This is a genomic window from Pseudomonas kitaguniensis (assembly GCF_009296165.1).
Classification (GTDB): domain Bacteria; phylum Pseudomonadota; class Gammaproteobacteria; order Pseudomonadales; family Pseudomonadaceae; genus Aquipseudomonas; species Aquipseudomonas kitaguniensis.
Genome location: NZ_VUAZ01000102.1, coordinates 1 through 17,525 on the forward strand (window position 1 = coordinate 1; position 17,525 = coordinate 17,525).

The 17,525-nt window shown below is 59.1% G+C and carries 15 protein-coding genes; 4 read left to right on the forward strand and 11 right to left on the reverse strand.

Annotation, left to right across the window (positions count from 1 at the left end):
• Window positions 1-182: 182 nt before the first annotated feature.
• Entirely contained in the window at window positions 183-1,817 is a 1,635-nt protein-coding gene (locus F0169_RS17170; RefSeq protein ID WP_152747158.1) for a methyl-accepting chemotaxis protein, read from the reverse strand.
• A gap of 230 nt (window positions 1,818-2,047) precedes the next feature.
• Between F0169_RS17170 and F0169_RS17175 the strand changes: the two genes are divergently transcribed.
• Both F0169_RS17175 and F0169_RS17180 read left to right on the forward strand, forming a co-directional pair.
• Complete coding sequence (locus F0169_RS17175; protein ID WP_058413508.1) at window positions 2,048-2,878, forward strand: undecaprenyl-diphosphate phosphatase; 831 nt, start codon at window positions 2,048-2,050, stop codon at window positions 2,876-2,878.
• On the forward strand, window positions 2,875-3,246 hold the full coding sequence (locus F0169_RS17180; protein WP_058413507.1) for a DUF1294 domain-containing protein: 372 nt from the start codon (window positions 2,875-2,877) through the stop codon (window positions 3,244-3,246). Before F0169_RS17175 ends, F0169_RS17180 begins: the two co-directional genes overlap by 4 nt.
• On the opposite strand, the gene F0169_RS17185 is transcribed toward F0169_RS17180, so the two are convergent.
• From F0169_RS17185 to F0169_RS17225, 9 genes are all read right to left on the reverse strand, one after another.
• On the reverse strand, window positions 3,247-3,603 hold the full coding sequence (locus F0169_RS17185; protein ID WP_058413506.1) for an MmcQ/YjbR family DNA-binding protein: 357 nt from the start codon (window positions 3,601-3,603) through the stop codon (window positions 3,247-3,249).
• Window positions 3,600-4,529, reverse strand: coding sequence for a LysR substrate-binding domain-containing protein (locus F0169_RS17190; RefSeq protein WP_058413505.1), 930 nt, complete (start codon window positions 4,527-4,529; stop codon window positions 3,600-3,602). The genes F0169_RS17185 and F0169_RS17190 overlap by 4 nt, the downstream gene beginning before the upstream one ends.
• Window positions 4,530-4,571: 42 nt before the next feature.
• Window positions 4,572-4,721: a DUF2256 domain-containing protein gene (locus F0169_RS17195; RefSeq protein WP_152747159.1), complete on the reverse strand. Its 150-nt coding sequence runs from the start codon at window positions 4,719-4,721 to the stop codon at window positions 4,572-4,574.
• Entirely contained in the window at window positions 4,718-6,256 is a 1,539-nt protein-coding gene (locus F0169_RS17200; RefSeq protein WP_152747160.1) for a cryptochrome/photolyase family protein, read from the reverse strand. The genes F0169_RS17195 and F0169_RS17200 overlap by 4 nt, the downstream gene beginning before the upstream one ends.
• Before the next feature lie 51 nt (window positions 6,257-6,307).
• On the reverse strand, window positions 6,308-7,495 hold the full coding sequence (locus F0169_RS17205) for an alginate lyase family protein (RefSeq protein ID WP_241679137.1): 1,188 nt from the start codon (window positions 7,493-7,495) through the stop codon (window positions 6,308-6,310).
• A gap of 36 nt (window positions 7,496-7,531) precedes the next feature.
• Complete coding sequence (locus F0169_RS17210) at window positions 7,532-8,665, reverse strand: HWE histidine kinase domain-containing protein (protein ID WP_152747162.1); 1,134 nt, start codon at window positions 8,663-8,665, stop codon at window positions 7,532-7,534.
• 129 nt (window positions 8,666-8,794) lie between these two features.
• The gene (locus tag F0169_RS17215) at window positions 8,795-11,173 is read right to left on the reverse strand and encodes a hybrid sensor histidine kinase/response regulator (RefSeq protein WP_152747163.1); all 2,379 of its coding nucleotides are present in this window, start codon (window positions 11,171-11,173) and stop codon (window positions 8,795-8,797) included.
• Window positions 11,174-11,203: 30 nt separating this feature from the next.
• A complete protein-coding gene (locus F0169_RS17220; RefSeq protein WP_058413501.1) occupies window positions 11,204-11,665 on the reverse strand; it encodes a response regulator in 462 nt (153 codons plus the stop codon).
• Between the two features lie 18 nt (window positions 11,666-11,683).
• Window positions 11,684-13,942, reverse strand: a complete 2,259-nt coding sequence (locus tag F0169_RS17225; protein WP_058413500.1) for an ATP-binding protein — start codon at window positions 13,940-13,942, stop codon at window positions 11,684-11,686.
• Between the two features lie 333 nt (window positions 13,943-14,275).
• Here F0169_RS17225 and F0169_RS17230 point away from each other — a divergent pair, with 333 nt between their 5' ends.
• Window positions 14,276-14,887 (forward strand): FMN-dependent NADH-azoreductase, encoded by a 612-nt coding sequence (locus F0169_RS17230; RefSeq protein WP_152747164.1) that lies wholly within the window; start codon window positions 14,276-14,278, stop codon window positions 14,885-14,887.
• A gap of 240 nt (window positions 14,888-15,127) precedes the next feature.
• The gene (locus tag F0169_RS17235) at window positions 15,128-16,165 is read left to right on the forward strand and encodes an alpha/beta hydrolase family protein (protein WP_152747165.1); all 1,038 of its coding nucleotides are present in this window, start codon (window positions 15,128-15,130) and stop codon (window positions 16,163-16,165) included.
• Here the strand turns inward: F0169_RS17235 and F0169_RS17240 are convergent.
• Window positions 16,159-17,334 (reverse strand): MFS transporter, encoded by a 1,176-nt coding sequence (locus F0169_RS17240; protein ID WP_152747166.1) that lies wholly within the window; start codon window positions 17,332-17,334, stop codon window positions 16,159-16,161. The two genes, F0169_RS17235 and F0169_RS17240, sit on opposite strands and share 7 nt — an antisense overlap.
• Window positions 17,335-17,525 lie beyond the last annotated feature (191 nt).

Genomic DNA, 17,525 nt, shown 5'->3' on the forward strand with positions numbered 1-17,525 from the left:
CGCTTCTCAGATCAAGATCAGAAGCAAAAGCACGGCGGCCTGAAAGCCGACCTGAGTGGTTGAAGCAGATCAAAAGCGCTTTTTGTGGGGCTTGCTCGCGATGCAGGCACCTCGGACCATCAGGCATACCGGGTTGATGCCATCGCGAGCAAGCCCGCTCCCACAGTTTGATCGAGTGCGACCTAAACCTTGAACAGTCGCAATAACCCATCAAGCTGTTCACTCAACCCACGCAAATGCTCACTCGCGACGCTGGACTGTTCAGCGGCCAGCGCGGTGCTGTGGGACAGCCCGGCGGCTTGTGTGACGTTCTGGTTGATGTCTTCCACCACATGCGCCTGTTGCAGCGTGGCGCTGGCGATCGAGGCGTTCAGCCCGCTCAGGTTGAGCAGCGCCTGGCCGATGGCATTGAGGCTGGCACCGGCTTGGCCGGCTTGTTCGATGGTCAACTGCGAGGCGCTGTGGCTGTCGCTGATCACCTTGACCGCCGCTTCCGAGTGGCCTTGCAGACGCTCGATCATCACCTGGATTTCGGCGGTGGATTTTTGCGTACGCTGGGCCAGCAAGCGCACTTCATCCGCCACCACGGCAAAACCACGGCCTTGTTCGCCCGCGCGTGCGGCTTCGATAGCGGCGTTGAGCGCCAAAAGGTTGGTCTGGTCGGCAATGGAGCGAATCACTTCCAGCACGCCACCAATCTGCGTGCTTTCACTGGAGAGTGTGCGGATCACTTCCACGGCTTGGCTGATGGTGCTGGAGAGCTGGTCGATCTGCTGCAAGCTGCCGTCGATATTGATTTGGCCCTGTTGCGCCTGGGCCTGAGCATTGCGCATTTCGCTGGCGGCATGTTCGGCGTTTTTTGCCACGTCCTGCACGCCGTAGGTGACTTGGTTGACCGCGGTCGCCACCAGTTCCATCTGTTGCGACTGTTGCTGGCTGCGGTCATGCGCCTGGCTGGCGCTGCTGCCCAGCTCGGTCGATGACTGGCCAAGCGCGCTGGCGCAGGTCTGCAATTGGCTGACCACGCGGTGCAGCTTGGCGGTAAAGCTGTTGAAGTGCACAGACAATTGGCTGACTTCGTCGTGCCCGTGGGTGTCGAGGCTGCGGGTCAGGTCGCTTTCGCCGCTGGCGATGTTGGCCATGGCGTTCACCGCCGCCTGCAACGGGTTGACGATGCTGCGCGCGATCAGCATGACCAAGGCGGCCATTACCAGCGCGATAACCAGGCCGATCAGCGAGGCTTTCCACACCTGGCCTTTGAACTCGGCCTGCACGTCGTCCACGTACACGCCGGAGCCGATAATCCAGCCCCACGGCTCAAACAACTGGATATACGAGGTTTTCTCCACCGGCGCGTCGGCGCCAGGTTTGGGCCAGCGATAGTTGACGATACCGGCGCCCTTGGCCTTGGCCAGGATCACGAACTCGTTGAACACCGCAAAACCGTCGGGGTCCCGAATCGCCGAGAGGTTCTGGCCGTCGAGCTTGGGGTTGGCCGCGTGCATGATCATCACGGGCGTCAGGTCGTTGATCCAGAAATAGTCGTCATGGTCGTAGCGCAGGCCACGCACCGCGCTCAGGGCTTGTTGCTGCGCCGCTTCGCGGGTCAGTACGCCGGTTTTTTCGAGGTTCTGGTAATAGGTGAGTACGCCACTGGCGGTTTGCACCACGTGCTGGGTTTGTTGACGCTTGGCTTGGTAGAGGTCGCCATGGATCTGTTTGAGCATCAGCAGCCCCAGGGTCAGCAGCATCAACACGGCAACTACCAGGATCAACCAGAGCCGGCGGCTGATCGACATGCTGCGCAAACTGTTCATCGTACTGTCACTCCGTGCTTTTTATAATTGTGGGCGCTGCATCGACATTTCCCGCGTGTCTGATAGGCTTTCGGCCTGAAATTGAAAAACCTGAGTACTCGCTGATTTTTCACGGAAATTTTGCAGTCCGGTGTTGAGAATCAACCCCGGGCCTTGAGTGCGCTCGTCGTCAGTGAACCCTTAAAAAAGACTAACAAGGCACGCCGATGGGCATGACCTTTGGAGAAAGCATGGATTTTTGGACCGCCATACAGGCATTGATTCTTGGCGTGGTGGAGGGGCTGACAGAGTTCCTGCCGATCTCCAGTACCGGCCACCAGATCATCGTCGCCGACTTGATCGGCTTCGGCGGCGAACGCTTCGAAGCGTTCAACATTATTATCCAGTTGGGTGCGATCCTCGCCGTCGTCTGGGAGTTTCGGCGCAAGATTTTCGACGTGGTGATTGGCTTGCCAACCCAGCGCAATGCCCAGCGCTTCACAGTCAACCTGATCATCGCGGTGCTGCCGGCCGTGGTGCTGGGGGTGATTTTCGCCGACCTGATCAAGCACTACCTGTTCAACCCGATCACCGTGGCCACAGCGTTGGTGATCGGTGGCGTGATCATGTTGTGGGCCGAGCGCCGCGAACATGCGGTGCATGCGCACAGCGTGGACGACATTACCTGGAAAGACGCACTCAAGGTCGGCCTGGCCCAATGCCTGGCGATGATTCCGGGCACCTCGCGTTCCGGCGCAACCATTATTGGCGGCTTGCTGTTTGGCCTGTCGCGCAAGACCGCAACCGAGTTTTCGTTCTTCCTCGCGATGCCGACCATGGTCGGCGCGGCGGTGTATTCGGGTTACAAGTACCGTCACCTGTTCCAGCCCGATGACCTGCCGGTTTTCGCCATCGGTTTTGTCACCTCGTTCATCTTCGCGATGATTGCGGTCAAGGCCTTGCTCAAGTTTATTGCCAGCCACAGCTACGCGGCGTTTGCCTGGTACCGGATTGCGTTCGGTCTGGTGATCCTGGCGACCTGGCAGTTTGGCTGGATCGACTGGACTGCGGTAAAACCATGACCCTTCAGCGGCCACGCTTGAAGGCGCTGATCTTTGCGTTGGTGTGCGCGGCACCGCTGACCGGTTCGGTATTGGTGTGGCAGCGCGGCGAGACGGTTTTGCCGCTCGCCGCTTACGCGGTGGTCAGTGTGCTGGCGTTTTTGCTGTACTGGAACGACAAGCGCAAGGCGCAAACCGAAGGCCGGCGCACCCCGGAAAACATCCTGCACGCCGTGGAACTGGCGGGCGGCTGGCCGGGGGCTTTGATTGCTCAGCAGGTGCTGCGGCACAAGACGCGCAAGGTGTCTTACCAAGTGCTGTTCTGGGTGATTGTGTTGCTGCACCAAGTGTTCTGGCTCGACCAGTTGTTCCTCGGCGGCACCTTGTGATCAGTCGTCCAGGCGCAAGCCGATCTGCGTGCGTTTGGGCAGTTTGCTCACCACCAGTTGGTGAGAGCGCTGCAACAGGCTGCGCAGCTCTTCGGCGCCGAGCGGGTAGGGCGTGTTCATGATCACCCACTGCGCCCGTGCCAGGTAAGGCGCCGGGTGGATGCCCGGGCGGTCTACATGGCCCAGAAACAACTCTTTGTCGACCTTGAACGCGAGCGACTCGCCACGCAGGTTTTGCAGGGCAAACATCTTGTTGCCGGCGATCGAGAACACCCGCACGCCGCCCCATTTGTAGTCTTCCCGCGCGCCGGGCAGGCTCAGGCAGAAGGCCGCCACCTGTTGCTCGGTCATGTTCATAACAAACGGTCCCCGCAGCCTTTAAAGGCTTCTTCCAGATAGTCGATCCACGCCCGAATCGCCGGCAGCACGCCACGCCGGTGCGGGTAGACCGCCTGCAACCAACCGCCCGGCGACGACCATTGCGGCAGCAGTTGCACCAACTCGCCGCTGGCCAATTCTGCTTCGCAGTACATCATCGGTAGTAGCGTAAAGCCCAGGCCTTTGAGGGCGCAGGCCTTGCGGACGATGAAATCGTCGATGCCCAAGCGTGCTTCCATCATCAAAACTTCGCTGTGGCCTTGCGGGTCGATCAGGCGCAGGTGCACCAGGCGATCGGCTTCGAGCGCACCGAGTATCGGCAGTTGCTTGAGGTCTGCCAGCGTAGTGACCTGGCGGCCCTGCAGGAATTCAGGGCTGGCCACCAGCAGGGTCTGCGCCTGACGCAGGCGCTTGGTCACCAGCAGCGGGTCTTCATCGCCCAGCTCGCGCACGCGCAGGGCCACGTCGATGCCTTCGGCCACCAGGTCGACACGGCGGTTGACCAAAATCATTTCCAGTTGCACCAGCGGGTGGGCGGCGAGAAACCCCGCGACCATCTCCTGCAGCATGTGCTGGCCCATGCCCACCGGGCAACTGACCCGCAGCCGCCCGCGCGGTTCGCTGGACATACTCGCCACCGCCTCGTCGGCCATTTCGGCTTCCAGCAACATCGCCTGGCAGTGGCGCAGGTAGCGCTCGCCGACGGCGGTGAGGGTCAGTTGCCGGGTGGTGCGTTGCAACAGGCGTGCGCCCAGGCGTTCTTCGAGTTCGGCAATGCGCCGCGACAGCCGCGATTTGGGAATGCCGAGTAGCCGGCCAGCCGCCGCGAAACCACCGGCTTCGACGACTTTGGCGAAATAATAGAGGTCAGACAGATTCCGCGCGGTGCCATCTGACAAGGTCATAACAAAACCTGAATATTCAACGTATCAGCCTATTTTTCGGATTCATGCCGGGTCTACTGCAGCCGACTTGTTGCGTCGGCAGCGTTCTGAGCAATAGCGTACCTGGTCCCAGCTGCGCGCCCACTTTTTTCGCCACGCGAAGGGCAGCCCGCAGGTCGCGCAGGTTTTGACCGGCAGCTCGGCCTTTTTCAAAGTGACTCACCCGCGTCCAGTTTGGCCAGCAATGCCTGGCCACGGTGCCACAGCGCCTGCTGTTTGGATTCAGCCATGCGATCGAGGTTTTTGTACAGCATGCTCATCCGGTGGTTGCCGCGCAGCAGGTCACGGTGCCGCATCAGAAAATGCCAATAAAGCGCGTTGAAAGGGCAGGCATTGTCGGTGGTACTTTCAGTCACTTTGTAGGCGCACCCGCCGCAATAGTCCGACATCCGCTTGATGTACTGGCCGCTCGCACAGTAAGGCTTGGAGCCAAGATAACCGCCGTCGGCGTGCATGACCATGCCCAAGGTATTGGGCAGCTCAACCCAGTCGAAAGCGTCCATGTAAATCGCCAGGTACCACTCGCAGATTTGACTCGGCGCGATGCCGGCAAGCAGGGCGAAGTTACCGGTGACCATCAGCCGTTGAATATGGTGAGCGTAGGCGTGCTCAAGGCTTTGGTTGATGGCTTGGCGCATGCAGTTCATGCGGGTTTTACCGGTCCAGTAAAACTCGGGAAGCGCGCGCGTATTGCCCAACACATTGCCGTCGGCGTAGTCGGGCATTTTCAACCAGTAGACGCCACGCACGTACTCGCGCCAGCCGATCAGTTGGCGAATGAAGCCTTCGGCAGCATTCAGTGCGACATTGCCCGACCAATAGGCCGCCTCCACATCGCTGCACAGCGTGCGCAGGTCCAGCAGGCCAATATTCAGCGCAGCGCTGATTCTGGCGTGAAACAGAAACGGCTCGTCGCTGGCCATGGCGTCTTGATAATCGCCGAAGGCGGCCAGGCCCCAGTCCAGAAAATACGCCCACAACGCCTGAGCGTCGGCGTGGGTAACCGGGTAGTCGAAGGTGTCGAGTGCGCCGTAGTGACCGCTGAAATGTTTGGCCACCAACGCGAGTACATCCTGGGTGATGGCGTCCGGGGCATAGCGCGCGGGTGAGGGCGGTCTCACGCCTTTGGGCAATGCCTTGCGGTTTTCGGCATCAAAGTTCCACGCGCCGCCGACCGGGGTGCCGTCGCCATTGAGCAATAACCCGCTCTTGCGACGCATCTCGCGGTAGAAAAACTCCATGCGCAGCTGCTTTTTGCCTTGCGCCCAGCTGGAGAATTCGTCGCGTGTGCACAGAAAACGTGTGTCGCTGTGCCACTCGATCGCCACGCCACAATGCTTGAGCGAATGTTCCAGACGCCAGTCGCCGCATTCCGTCGCCTGTATTTCAACTGGCCCCAGTAGTGCCTGCCAGCGCTGCAGTTCGCCCGGCACCGAGCCGCTATTGTGCGGATCGTCGAGGGTGACGTAGTGCACGTTAACCCCGCGTTGGCGCAAAGCCTCGGCGAAGTGGCGCATGGCGCTGAAGATCAAGGCGATTTTTTGCGGGTGATGAGGAACGTGGCTGGCTTCCTCCATGACCTCGACCAGCAGCACCGTATCGTGTTCGGCGTCCAGGTCTTGCAATGAGGCGAGGTCAAACGACAATTGGTCGCCCAAAACAAGGCAGAGTCGGCGCGGCGTTTTCATCAAACAGAACCCAATGATGCTCGACGATCAATTACCCGCCGCGCGTGAACGTTAATGTTTTAGAGGGGTGGATGCCAAGTAGTTGCTGAACAGCAGCGAACCGTAACCGAGCTGATCAAAACCCCCGCTGGTGGTTCCATAGGCACCGGCTTCAGGGCCGAAATTGTCCATCATTTGTTTGGTGTAAGGGGCTTGCAGGTGGCTGATCCCCGCATAATGGTTGTAAATCAACGTCCATATCGGGCGGGTACTGCCGCGACTTGCCGGCGAGATTTGATTCTGTACCGAGCCGTCGGCGGTGGTGTAGGGGGTCCACGGAACATCATGGAAAAGATTGTACTTCGCAACGTATTCACTGGCTTTCAGTACCAGATTGTCGTTAGCGCCGAATAGATCATCGCCTTGGTTCCAGGCCATTTGGCAAATCACTCCGATCAACGCAATGTCTAACGTGGAGTGGCCCTGATCACGGCCGCTTTCCTGAACCTGAGCCAGGCCGACGTCGGTTCCTGTGCCGGGATACACGGCCCACATGGCGTGGTTGAAGGCGCCGTTGCCTTTTCCGTGACGTACATACTCAAGCGATTCTTGATAAATGTCGTGGCGGTCGGTCAGGATGCCGATGGCCATCATCGAGGCAAGATTGGCCAAATCCCAATTGGCCCAGTAATGCAGCCCCGCTTCGCCGTAACCATTATGTTGGGTAATGAAGTCATGGTTCATCGGGTAAAAAACCTTGAGCATCATCTGTTTGAACGCCGGGAATTTTGTCCAGCCGGGGTAAGTTCGCATGATCTCTGCGGCGTTGGCCAGTTGATACCCATACAGGCCGGACGCCAGGTATTTATCGCTGGTACCGATCACGTCGGTCAGTGTGCCTGCCCACGCATCAAGCACCGCAACGGCAGCGTTTGCATATTCGATGTTGCCGGAGATTTTCCAGCGCACGGCTAACTGATACGCGGCTGAAGCGTCCTGGAACAGCAACGCGTAGTTGTCTTTGCCCCATGACGGGTTGCCACGCACTACTTTATCGACCGGGCGGGGTGCGTAGTCGGCGGCTGCATAGCGGCTTTTTCTCAGCAGGTTCCAACTGTCGACGGCAGGCGATACGTTGGCGTTGATCATTCTTTTGGCACGCGCAAAATCATCCTCCGTACTGAGCATCCCCGGATGCACGAACAGGCTGTCCTCAGCCTTCGCCACCGGCGCAGTGCACAAGACCAGTAGCAGGCCCATTACCTTAAAGACGTTACCTTGCATTGCTCACCTCAGTCAGTTGCGGAGGCGGGAATGTTCGCTGCTGAGCTTTGCAGAAAACGGCGCAGAGATCTCGCAACTCAACCCTTCCTGCTCGAAGGAAAACAGCGCACGCCCATCAAATGCGTTACTCAGCGTGCCGCTTATCATCCGTGTTCCATAGCCCTGGCGTGTGGGTGGCAGAACGGTTGGGCCGCTGCGTTCGGTCCATTGAAGTTTGAAGGCTGTGCCAGCGCCTGATTCGTCCATCGCCACGATGTTCCAGTTCACCGTGAGCATGCCGCCGGCCTTGGACAGTGCGCCATATTTCGACGCGTTCGTGCCCAGCTCATTGATGGCCAACGCCAACGCACACGCGGCGTCCGGGGTGAGGTTGATGTCTGGCCCGTTGATGCTGATGGCATAGTCTTGGGTATACGGCGCGAGCATTTCATTTATCAACTGCGCCAGGCCCATTTCACGCTCGCTGAACGCGAGTGAGTGGGCGCGGTGCATCAGGGTCAGGCGTTCGCCGAAGACGCTGCGAAATTTACGCGGGTCCGGGTAGCTTTTGATGGTCAGGTTGGCCAAACCACCCACGGTCATATAGAGGTTTCGAATACGGTGCTCAAGCTCACCCAGCAAGAACTGCGTGGTTTCACGCGTTCTGCTGTACGCGCAGATTTTTGCGCAGAGTGCGGCGACCGGTTTCAAGTCATTGATCTGTTCAGGCGCAAGCGGTGCGGCGTGAGGATGAATGATCGCCAGGCTGCCATGCGCCTCGCCGTCTGCGCTCAATGCCGGTATGGAGACCAGGGACGCTAAACCATACTGCGCAAACAGGGCTTTCCATTCATCCGAAAAGCGCTCGTCATTGGCCACGTCAGGCACGTTGACTATTTGGCCAGTCAGCACGCCCAGCCCGCACGAACCTCTTTTTCCGGTGATGACATTGCCTTCCAGTTCGCGCGCGAACTCATCGGGCAGGTTGGGGAAAATTGAATGGCGGAACGTTCGGCCGGGCTTGTCGAGCACGTTAATGCCCACCACGCAGCCCGGCAGATTACCCTGCAGCAAACTCGCGAGTTCGCCCAGCAGGGGCACGGCAGGTGAGCCGGATGACATGACATCGAGCGCACGATTGAGAAGCTGCTCAAGCAACTGATGCATGAAAACCGAACCCAGGGAAACGTATCGTCGCCCATATTACAGAGAGATTATGAATCTGCCATCCGCCCACGGTAGTCCGATGGGGGCGAGCGATTCGTCAAAGGCGCACTGCCCGGTAGTGCTCGCAGCTCAGGTGCCAGTGTTGCTAAGCGCCATGATCAGTCGGTCCTGAAGCATTTTTTCATCAAAAGGCTTTTGAATCACCGTGGCCGTTTGCAGCCCCAGCACATCGACGTCGGCGTAGCCTGTGACGAAAACAATCGGCATCGTGGGGCGCGTCTGGCGAATGGTCGAGGCCAACTCGCCGCCGGTCATGCCAGGCATCGCAAAGTCAGTGACCACCGCATCAATCACAGAATCAATCTTTTCCAGCGCCTGCACGCCGTCGCAGGCTTCGACTACGTTGTAACCCAGTGACTCAAGCATTTGAGAGGTGACCGCCCTGACGGCTGAGTCATCATCCACCAGCAAAACGGTTTTACTGCCGGCAATAATCTTAGGCGAGGGGCTCGGCATCAGCGGTTCTGGCGCGTGTTGGGATTCCTCTACGCTGGGCAAGTAGACCCTGACCGAGGTACCCACGCCCATCGCCGACTCAATATTGACGCCGCCGCCAGACTGCTTGGCAAACCCGAACACCTGAGCAAGTCCCAAGCCTGAACCTTTGCCGACTTCTTTGGTAGTGAAGAACGGCTCAAACGCCTTGCGTAACGTGTCCGCGTGCATGCCACTGCCGGTGTCGCTGATGGTCAGCACGGCGTATACCCCGGGTTCTGGGTCCTCAGGGTGTAGCGGCGGGCGGTCGACGGTGAGGTTCGCGGTCGAAAAGGTAATCGTGCCGCCCGCAGGCATGGCATCTCGCGCGTTGATCGCCAGGTTGAGAATGATCATTTCTGTTTGCGTAGGGTCGCCCATGGCATTGCGCAGGTCCGGCGCCAACTCATAGCGGATAGAGTTTTTTGCACCCAGCGCCCTGGCGATCAGGCTGCCCATGCCCCGGATCACGTCATTTAAATTGATCACCACAGGCACCAGGCGTTGGCGCCGCGAGAACGACAGCAACTGCGCCGTGAGCTTGGCGCCACGCTCGCCGGCTTCTTTTACGTGGCTCAGACGATTGATGGTTTTGGCCAAGGTGCCCTTTTCAATGTCGCGAATGGCAAACGTCGTGCTGGTCAGAATGACCGTCAACAGGTTGTTGAAGTCATGCGCAACACCGGCGGTAAGCTGGCCAACGACTTCGAGTCGTTGCAGTTGCTGTAACGCCGCTTCAACGCGCTCTCGCTCTTTAATCTGGTCACGCAGCCTTTGGTTGGCCGCGGCGAGTTCTTCGACAACGGCGCGCTCATCGGTGATGTCACGCACCGCTGCATACATCAGCCCGTTCTCGGGCACTATCGTCCACGACAACCAGCGATAGCCGCCCGAGACGTGACGCATGCGGTTCACAAAGCGCGTCGAGATGTGCCCGCGCGCGATGTTCTCGGTCTCTTTTACCGTGGCCTCAAGGTCTTCGGGATGGATCAGCTCCCACAGGCGCATGTCGTTGATCTGCGTGTCAGACCAACCGAGTGCAGACCGCCATGCGGGGTTGATCGCGATGGGCGTCATGTCAAAGCGCAAGACTGCCAGCAATTCTCGGGACAATTCCCACGTGCGGTCTCGCTCGCGCGTTCGCTGCTCAACGCGTTGACCCAGTTCTTCATTGCGCTCGACCAGCTCTTTGGTCGCCCGCTTGCGTTCACTGATGTCTTGCACGACGCCGGTGAAGCGCACGCACTTTCCGTGTTCGAATACCGATCTGCCGTTGGCGAAAACCCAGCGTTCCCGGTTGCCGGGCAGCACTATGCGGTACTCAACCTGGTAGTTTTTTTGAAAGGTGATTGCTTCCTGAACGTTTTTCTCGACGTTAGCGCGGTCATCGGGGTGGCAGCGACTAAAAAAGTAGTCCAAATCTATATTCAGGGTGGGCGGCAATTCATATAACGCTTTGCAACGCTCGTCCCACAGCAACCGGCCCGAGACCAGGTCGAGTTCCCAAACGCCCATCATTGCCGCTTCGATGGCCAGGCGTGCGCGCACCTCTACTTCCTGCAGCGCCGCCTCGGCCTTGAGCCGTTGCTCGCGCTCTCGAACCTCAAGCACAGCACGTCTGACGGCCTTGGGGAGCATCTTCATGTTCTGCTTCAGAACATAATCGACGGCGCCCAGGCGAATCATTTCTACAGCTTGCTGCTCGCCAAACATGCCCGATAAAAAAATGAACGGCGTTTTTGGCGCGAGCTGCTGGGCGATGCGCAACACCTCTGCACCGGATGACCCCGGCAGCAGGTAATCGCACAGCACCACATCAAATACACCCGAACGAAGCGCTTGCTCCGCTTGCGCATGGTTGTGAACCAGCGAGGAATCAACCACGAATCCACTGGCTTCCAGTGCCAGAATGGTCAGCTCCGCGTCGTGCGGGCTGTCTTCTACCAGGAGTATTTTGATCGTGTTCACGGACATGGAAATGAGCTGTTCTTAAATGTAGCGCTATCAGGAATTTGGGCGGCGTACCGCTCTGACAGATCCCGGTGGGGGTTCGTTCAAGACAGCCCAGAAGATACCCAAGTCAGAAATGGCCCCGACAAACTCCTTGAATTCCACGGGTTTGACCACGTAGGCATTCACTCCCAGCTGATAGGCGCGCGAGAGGTCGGGCTCTTCCCGGGAGGAGGTCAGCATCACCACGGGGATGCTGCGCAGCGCTTCGGTGGCGCGAATCGCTTCGAGCACTTGCAAACCATCAACCTTGGGCAGTTTAAGGTCGAGCAGAAGAACCGCAGGGTTGCCGTCGGCCCGGTCGGCAAAGGTGTCGCGCTTGAACAGGTAGTCCAGCGCCTGCGCGCCGTCACGCACCACGATCACTTCGTTCGCAAGCTGGCTGCGCTCCAGCGCCACCAGCGTCAGTTCCAAGTCGTTGGGGTCGTCTTCTACCAGTAATATCGGTTTAAGCATGGCTTTATCTCGGTTTTTTCAGCCCAAAGGGCTAAGGTGTTTTTTTGGCAACGAAAAAGAAAACGTCGCGCCTTGATTCAGGCTGCCTTGCGCTGTGACCGTACCGCCATGACGTTCGACGATGCGCCTCACGTTTGCCAGGCCGATGCCGGTTCCTTCAAATTCGTCCATGCGGTGCAGGCGCTGGAACACGCCGAACAGCTTGTCGGCATATTTCATATCGAACCCGACCCCGTTGTCTTTAATGCTCACCATCACATGGTCCGATGCGTTGACGGCTTCGATCTGAATCACCGCCACAGGCTCATTGCGCGTGTACTTGATGGCGTTGGACACCAGGTTGCGCAGCGCTAAATGCAGAAAAGCCGGGTCGGCGACGATGACCGGCAAATCGAGCACGCGCCATTCAATCGTGCGGTCCTCGTATTCCGGTTTCATCTCGCGTTGAATCGATTCGATCATCGCCGCAAGGTTGACCTCGCTTAGCCGCATGGCCGAACGGCCCATCTGGGAAAAGCTTAAAAGGTTGTCGACCAGCGTGCCGGCAAACTTTGCCGACTCGCCAATCGTGCCCAAAAAGCGCTGCCCGCGCTCCGTCAGGTTGCCCTGTTCCATGTCGCCAAGCAGCTCCGCATAGCCTGCAATGTGGCGCAACGGCGCGCGCAGGTCGTGCGAAACGCTGTACGAGAATGCTTCCAGCTCTTTGTTCGAGCGTTTCAACTCATTCGCCAGTTGCGCGAGTTCTTCAGCCTTGCGCAAGACGATGCCAAGCACGGCCAGGCGCAGTTCCGACACGCCTTCGATTTCACTGTTGTCCCATGGCGTGGAGAAACCCTCGACCGTCTCCTGCCACATGGCAAAGCTCTGGCGGGGTGAGAGTTGGCCGTTATCCTCAACCCGCTTTTGGGGTTTGCCCGCCCAATTGACGATTTGGACTTGTTCCGGTTTAAACCAAATGATGTAGCTGGAATGGACCTCCGAGATCGACACCGACAGCAGCCCGCCCACCGACTTGGCAATGCCGGGCAGATGAGGAATATCGCGCCCCACATTGTCGCTGGAGAACAGGTGGGAGCCGCCGCGTTCATCCAGCCAAGTGGTCAGCGCCATCACCTGACTTTCAGTCGGGGTGATGCCATACAGGTCACATTCGGTGTCGGAAACCACCGCCGCGCCCGAGGCACCGACAAACCCCAAAAATACTTCAGGCACGGCTCGAATGCCCTTTAACACGCTGTCGTGGTCGGCCATCGCGGCCAGCATTTGCACGATTTGCTTGCGCAGGCTGAGCAACTTGTGGGCGCGCAAATGCGCAGATTTGGTCTCCAGTTGCAACGACAGCACACGGCCCAATAACTCGCAGGCCGTGCGTGATTGAAAGCTGACCGCGCGTGGCAGGGTGTTGTGGCAGGAAATCAGCCCCCACAACGTGCCGTCCATCACGATTGAGATAGACATGGACGCACCGGTGCCCATGTTGCGCATGTAGTGCAGGTGCACCGGCGAAACACTGCGCAGCGTGGCGTAACTGAGGTCCAGTGGCAGGCCGGTTTTCGGGTTTTCAGCGGGCACGATCGGCGAGGGCGTGTAGTCGACGTCCGCGATGATCCTGATGCGGTTGGCGCAATAAAGATCACGCGCTTGCTGCGGAATATCAGAGGCCGGGAAGCACAGGCCGTAATACCGGTCAAAGCCTTCATCCGCCAACTCCGCGTTGACCACGCCGTTGCCCGCTGCATCGAAGCGGTACGCGTTGACACGTCCGTAGCCGGTGATGCGTTTGATAAACCCGACGGCGCGCAGGCACAGCTCATCAATGCCTTCGTCTTCACGCATTTGGCTGATAAACGCGCGAATCAGCGGATACAGACGGCCGTGCCCAACAGCCACATCGCTGGCGGGCTCAAATTCTGCAATCAGCACGCCGTCGTTTCGGTGCAGCATCATCGCGACCAGCATGCCCTGCTTGTCGCCCTTGAGAATCCTTGCGTCACCCACGTGGAACGCTTGCAACTGGTCTTCGTCAAGCTCACTGAGTTGGTCGACAAACGCAGAGCCATGGCTAACCAGCTCGTCGAACGGGGTGCCGAGCAGCTCGGCCACCTCAATGCCGACCCACTCGGCAACGTTGGCGCTGGCCTGGATGATGCTCATCGTGGCTTCTTCAATCACCAACAGAAACCCTTGAGGCTGGATGCTGCCTGGCGTTCTGATGGGTTCGCGGGCACAGTTATCGATAGCGGCCAGAAGCGCTTGTGCGGTGTCGGTGGGGCTCAAAATCCTTTCCTCTTTAAGGCGTCAGAAGCGGTTGGCGGAGGCCTGCTTAGCTTTAGGTCGCCAATTTCATTCGCTCCAAAAAGTCGGCGATACGTTATCAAACTTTGAAAATAGAATCTTTGAGAGTTCCATTTGGAACGGGTTTTTCCGACAAAACCGGTGGGGATTATCAGCCTTGTGCCGTCAGTGCATGGCGCCGCGCCGGGCGGATTGTGCATTGTCCTGCTGATAGAACGAACAGTCACAATTGCGCCCTCTAATCGAGCATTCGCTTCACCTGCAGGATTAACCTCATTCGATCGCCTCGTCGCGATCCTCACTTGGAGATCCCGCATGAAACTGTTGCATATCGATTCCAGCATTCTCGGCGACAACTCGGCATCGCGTCAGCTCAGCGCTGCGGTGGTCAAGGCATGGCAAACAGCACAACCGGGCGTGGAAGTGACTTACCGTGACCTGGCGAGCGAAGGCATCAGCCACTTTTCCGGCCTGACCCTCGGCGCGCTGGGCACGGCTGCCGAACTGCGTGACGCGGTACAACAGCACGAAGCTGAGCTGAGTGCATCGTCGCTGGCTGAATTTATCGCCGCCGACGCCGTAGTGATTGGCGCGCCGATGTACAACTTTTCGGTGCCTTCGCAGCTCAAGGCCTGGATCGACCGCATCGCGGTGGCTGGCCAGACGTTCCGTTACACCGACGCCGGCCCTGAAGGCCTGTGCGGTGGCAAAAAGCTGATCATCGTCTCCACCGCCGGTGGCCTGCACGCCGGCCAGGCAAGCAACGTCTGCCATGAAGACTATTTGAAGCTGGTATTCGGCTTCCTCGGCATCACTGACATCGAGTTTGTCCGCGCGCAAGGCTTGGCTTACGGTGAAGAAGTGCGCAGCAAGGCGTTGAGCGATGCCAACACAGCGATCAACGAGCAATTGTTCGCCGCCGCGTAAGGCTTGTGTAAATTTCGCCTTTGACCGGTTTCAATCTGAAGCCGGGCGCCTAAACTCTGTATTCTGGTCGCCTGAAAACGACCGGAGTATGGAGTTTTTTCGTTTACCCGCTGTCACTACTTTGGCCCAGGTTATGCACGTATGGGTTTATCACCCGGCTTGAGCGCCTTGAACTATGGACTTTTCAAACAGACATGCCGCGGGTGTTGACGTGATTGCGCAGCAAAGGTGGACATCCCCATGATGCGTCTTTGTGCCGTTTTGGTTCTTTCCCTGTTCGCCGGCCTGATTTCAGTGCAGGCCGCCTCTGCGCCGCACCCACATTGGAGTGTGGGCTTTCATCGCATGACTTTTCTCGACCCGCTGGATTCGCAGCCGATGAAAGCCATCGCGTTTTACCCCTCGACCGACGCTGAGCAGGCCACGCAAATAGGCGCGTACCACGTTGCCGCCGCTGAAGACTCCAAGGTCGCCATCGGCCGATTCCCGATGTTGCTGCTGTCGCATGGCAACACTGGCACGCCGCTGGCCCTGCACGACTTGGCCACCTCGCTGGCCCGCAAGGGGTTTGTGGTAGTTGCGGTGTTGCACCCTGGCGATAACTACAAGGATCACAGCCGCCTCGGCACCGTGAGCAACTTGTATGGCCGGCCAATCCAGATTTCCGAAGCGATCACCGCCACGTTGGGCGACCCGATGCTGTCGCCGTTCGTCAACGTCGACCAGGTGGGGGTTATCGGTTATTCCGCTGGCGGCGAAACCGCGCTGATCCTGGCGGGCGCCAAGCCGGACTTCGACCGCCTGCGCCGCTATTGCCAGGAGCGCCCGGAAGATAGCGATGCCTGCACCACCAAAGGCGAGCTGGTGTTCGACCGTGACGACCTGCAGCCGCAGGCCGACCCGCGCATCCACGCGTTGATGCTGATGGCGCCACTGAGTTTGATGTTCGGTCGCCACACGTTGGCCGATGTGCATGTGCCAGTGCTGCTTTACAGCGGCGATGGCGACAAACTGGTGGCCGTCGACAAGAACGCCGCAGCGCTGGCGCGCAAACTGCCGGAGCCGCCGGACTTCAAGTTGTTGGCCGGGGCAGGGCACTTCGTGTTCATGGCGCCGTGTGACGATGATCAATTGATGGCAATGCCGGCGATTTGCACGGATGCCGACGGTGTCGACCGCGAAGGCATCCACCGCGACCTGATTTCCGAGGCAGGGCGATTCTTCGTGCACACCCTTGGCAAGTCGACCCGCGCCGGGTTGCAGACTGCTGATCAGTAAGCGCGGCGCTTGAGCAGCAGCGTCAGGCCCAGCGCCGCGACCGACAGCAGGCTGGCGCAAAAGAAGATCCAGCCATAGCCGAGGTTCAGTGCCACGGCGCCCATCAACGGCCCGGCAATCGCCAGGGCCAAGTCAAAAAACACCGCGTAAGCACTTAGCCCGGCGCCACGGCTGCTATTGGGCACTTGCTTGATGGCTTCAACGCCCAGTGCCGGGTACACCAGTGACAAGCCGAAGCCAGTCAGCCCCGCACCCATCAACGCGACGCCGGTGGACGGTGCCAGCCACAGCAGCGTCAGGCCGAGGGTTTCGATGGTCATGCAGGCAATCGCCGCGCTGAACCCACCAAAACGGCTGATAGCGGAAATAAACACCAGGCGCGACACAATAAAGCACACACCAAATACCGTCAGGCAGTACGCCGCGCCCGCCCAGCCGCGATCCAGGTAGTACAGCGTGATAAAGGTGGTGAGTGTGCCGTAGCCGATCGACGCCAGGCACAGGCTCGCGCCAAACGGTGCGATACGCCCGAATACCGCCCAGAACGGCAGCCGCTCGCCGCGCACCACCGGCACCGAAGGTTTATGCCGAATCAGCAACAAACCCAGCGCCGCCAATAACGACAGCGCAATGCCGAGGCTGATGTAGCCAAACTTGGCCACCATCACCACGCCCAAGGGCGCGCCAATCGCAATGGCACCGTACGAGGCGATGCCATTCCACGAAATTGAGCGTGCGGTGTGTTCGGCACCCACCGCGCCCATGCACCAACTGATGGTGCCCACGCCGATCAGCCCTTGCGCCACGCCGAGCAGCAGCCTGCCGACGATCAGAATGCCCAAGCTCAAGGCGGGCAGGCTTTCAACCAGCGTCGCAAGCAACGTGAGCACGCCACTGACGAGAATACCGGCCAGGCCCAGCACAATCGCGCGTTTGGTGCCCACGTTGTCCGACATGCGCCCGGCCATGGGGCGGCTGAGCAGGGTGGCCAGGTATTGCGAGCCGATGGTGACACCGGCTACCACCGCGCTGAACCCCAGTTGTTCATGCACATAGCCAGGGATTACCGCAATCGGCAGGCCGATGCAGATGAAGGCGATGAAGGTATAAAAAACGATGGAGACGATCTGCAGCGTGATCGACAGTGAACTGGGGGCGGTGGCAGGCATGGGCATTCGTTCGCGGGCGGGCGGTGAACGCATGATGGCAAGGGCTTGGAATAAAAGGAAGCAGGCTAACTACTTCGGCGCGTGGGGAACTCGGGATTGTTGTTGGAGCGGGGGCTTGTTGTGGTATGCCGGTCTTATGTGGCTAGTGGGCCTGTGTAGTGGGCGTGCTTCCTGTGGCGAGCGGGCTTGCT

Excerpts from the sequence above, each read along its gene's own strand:
- F0169_RS17180 (WP_058413507.1), top strand. The coding sequence starts at position 2,875 with ATGACCCTTCAGCGGCCACGCTTGAAGGCGCTGATCTTTGCGTTGGTG.
- F0169_RS17230 (WP_152747164.1), top strand. The coding sequence starts at position 14,276 with ATGAAACTGTTGCATATCGATTCCAGCATTCTCGGCGACAACTCGGCA.
- F0169_RS17240 (WP_152747166.1), bottom strand. The coding sequence starts at position 17,334 with ATGCCTGCCACCGCCCCCAGTTCACTGTCGATCACGCTGCAGATCGTC.
- F0169_RS17200 (WP_152747160.1), bottom strand. The coding sequence starts at position 6,256 with ATGAAAACGCCGCGCCGACTCTGCCTTGTTTTGGGCGACCAATTGTCG.
- F0169_RS17210 (WP_152747162.1), bottom strand. The coding sequence starts at position 8,665 with ATGCATCAGTTGCTTGAGCAGCTTCTCAATCGTGCGCTCGATGTCATG.
- F0169_RS17235 (WP_152747165.1), top strand. The coding sequence starts at position 15,128 with ATGATGCGTCTTTGTGCCGTTTTGGTTCTTTCCCTGTTCGCCGGCCTG.
- F0169_RS17215 (WP_152747163.1), bottom strand. The coding sequence starts at position 11,173 with ATGTCCGTGAACACGATCAAAATACTCCTGGTAGAAGACAGCCCGCAC.
- F0169_RS17205 (WP_241679137.1), bottom strand. The coding sequence starts at position 7,495 with ATGGGCCTGCTACTGGTCTTGTGCACTGCGCCGGTGGCGAAGGCTGAG.
- F0169_RS17170 (WP_152747158.1), bottom strand. The coding sequence starts at position 1,817 with ATGAACAGTTTGCGCAGCATGTCGATCAGCCGCCGGCTCTGGTTGATC.
- F0169_RS17220 (WP_058413501.1), bottom strand. The coding sequence starts at position 11,665 with ATGCTTAAACCGATATTACTGGTAGAAGACGACCCCAACGACTTGGAA.
- F0169_RS17185 (WP_058413506.1), bottom strand. The coding sequence starts at position 3,603 with ATGAACATGACCGAGCAACAGGTGGCGGCCTTCTGCCTGAGCCTGCCC.
- F0169_RS17190 (WP_058413505.1), bottom strand. The coding sequence starts at position 4,529 with ATGACCTTGTCAGATGGCACCGCGCGGAATCTGTCTGACCTCTATTAT.
- F0169_RS17175 (WP_058413508.1), top strand. The coding sequence starts at position 2,048 with ATGGATTTTTGGACCGCCATACAGGCATTGATTCTTGGCGTGGTGGAG.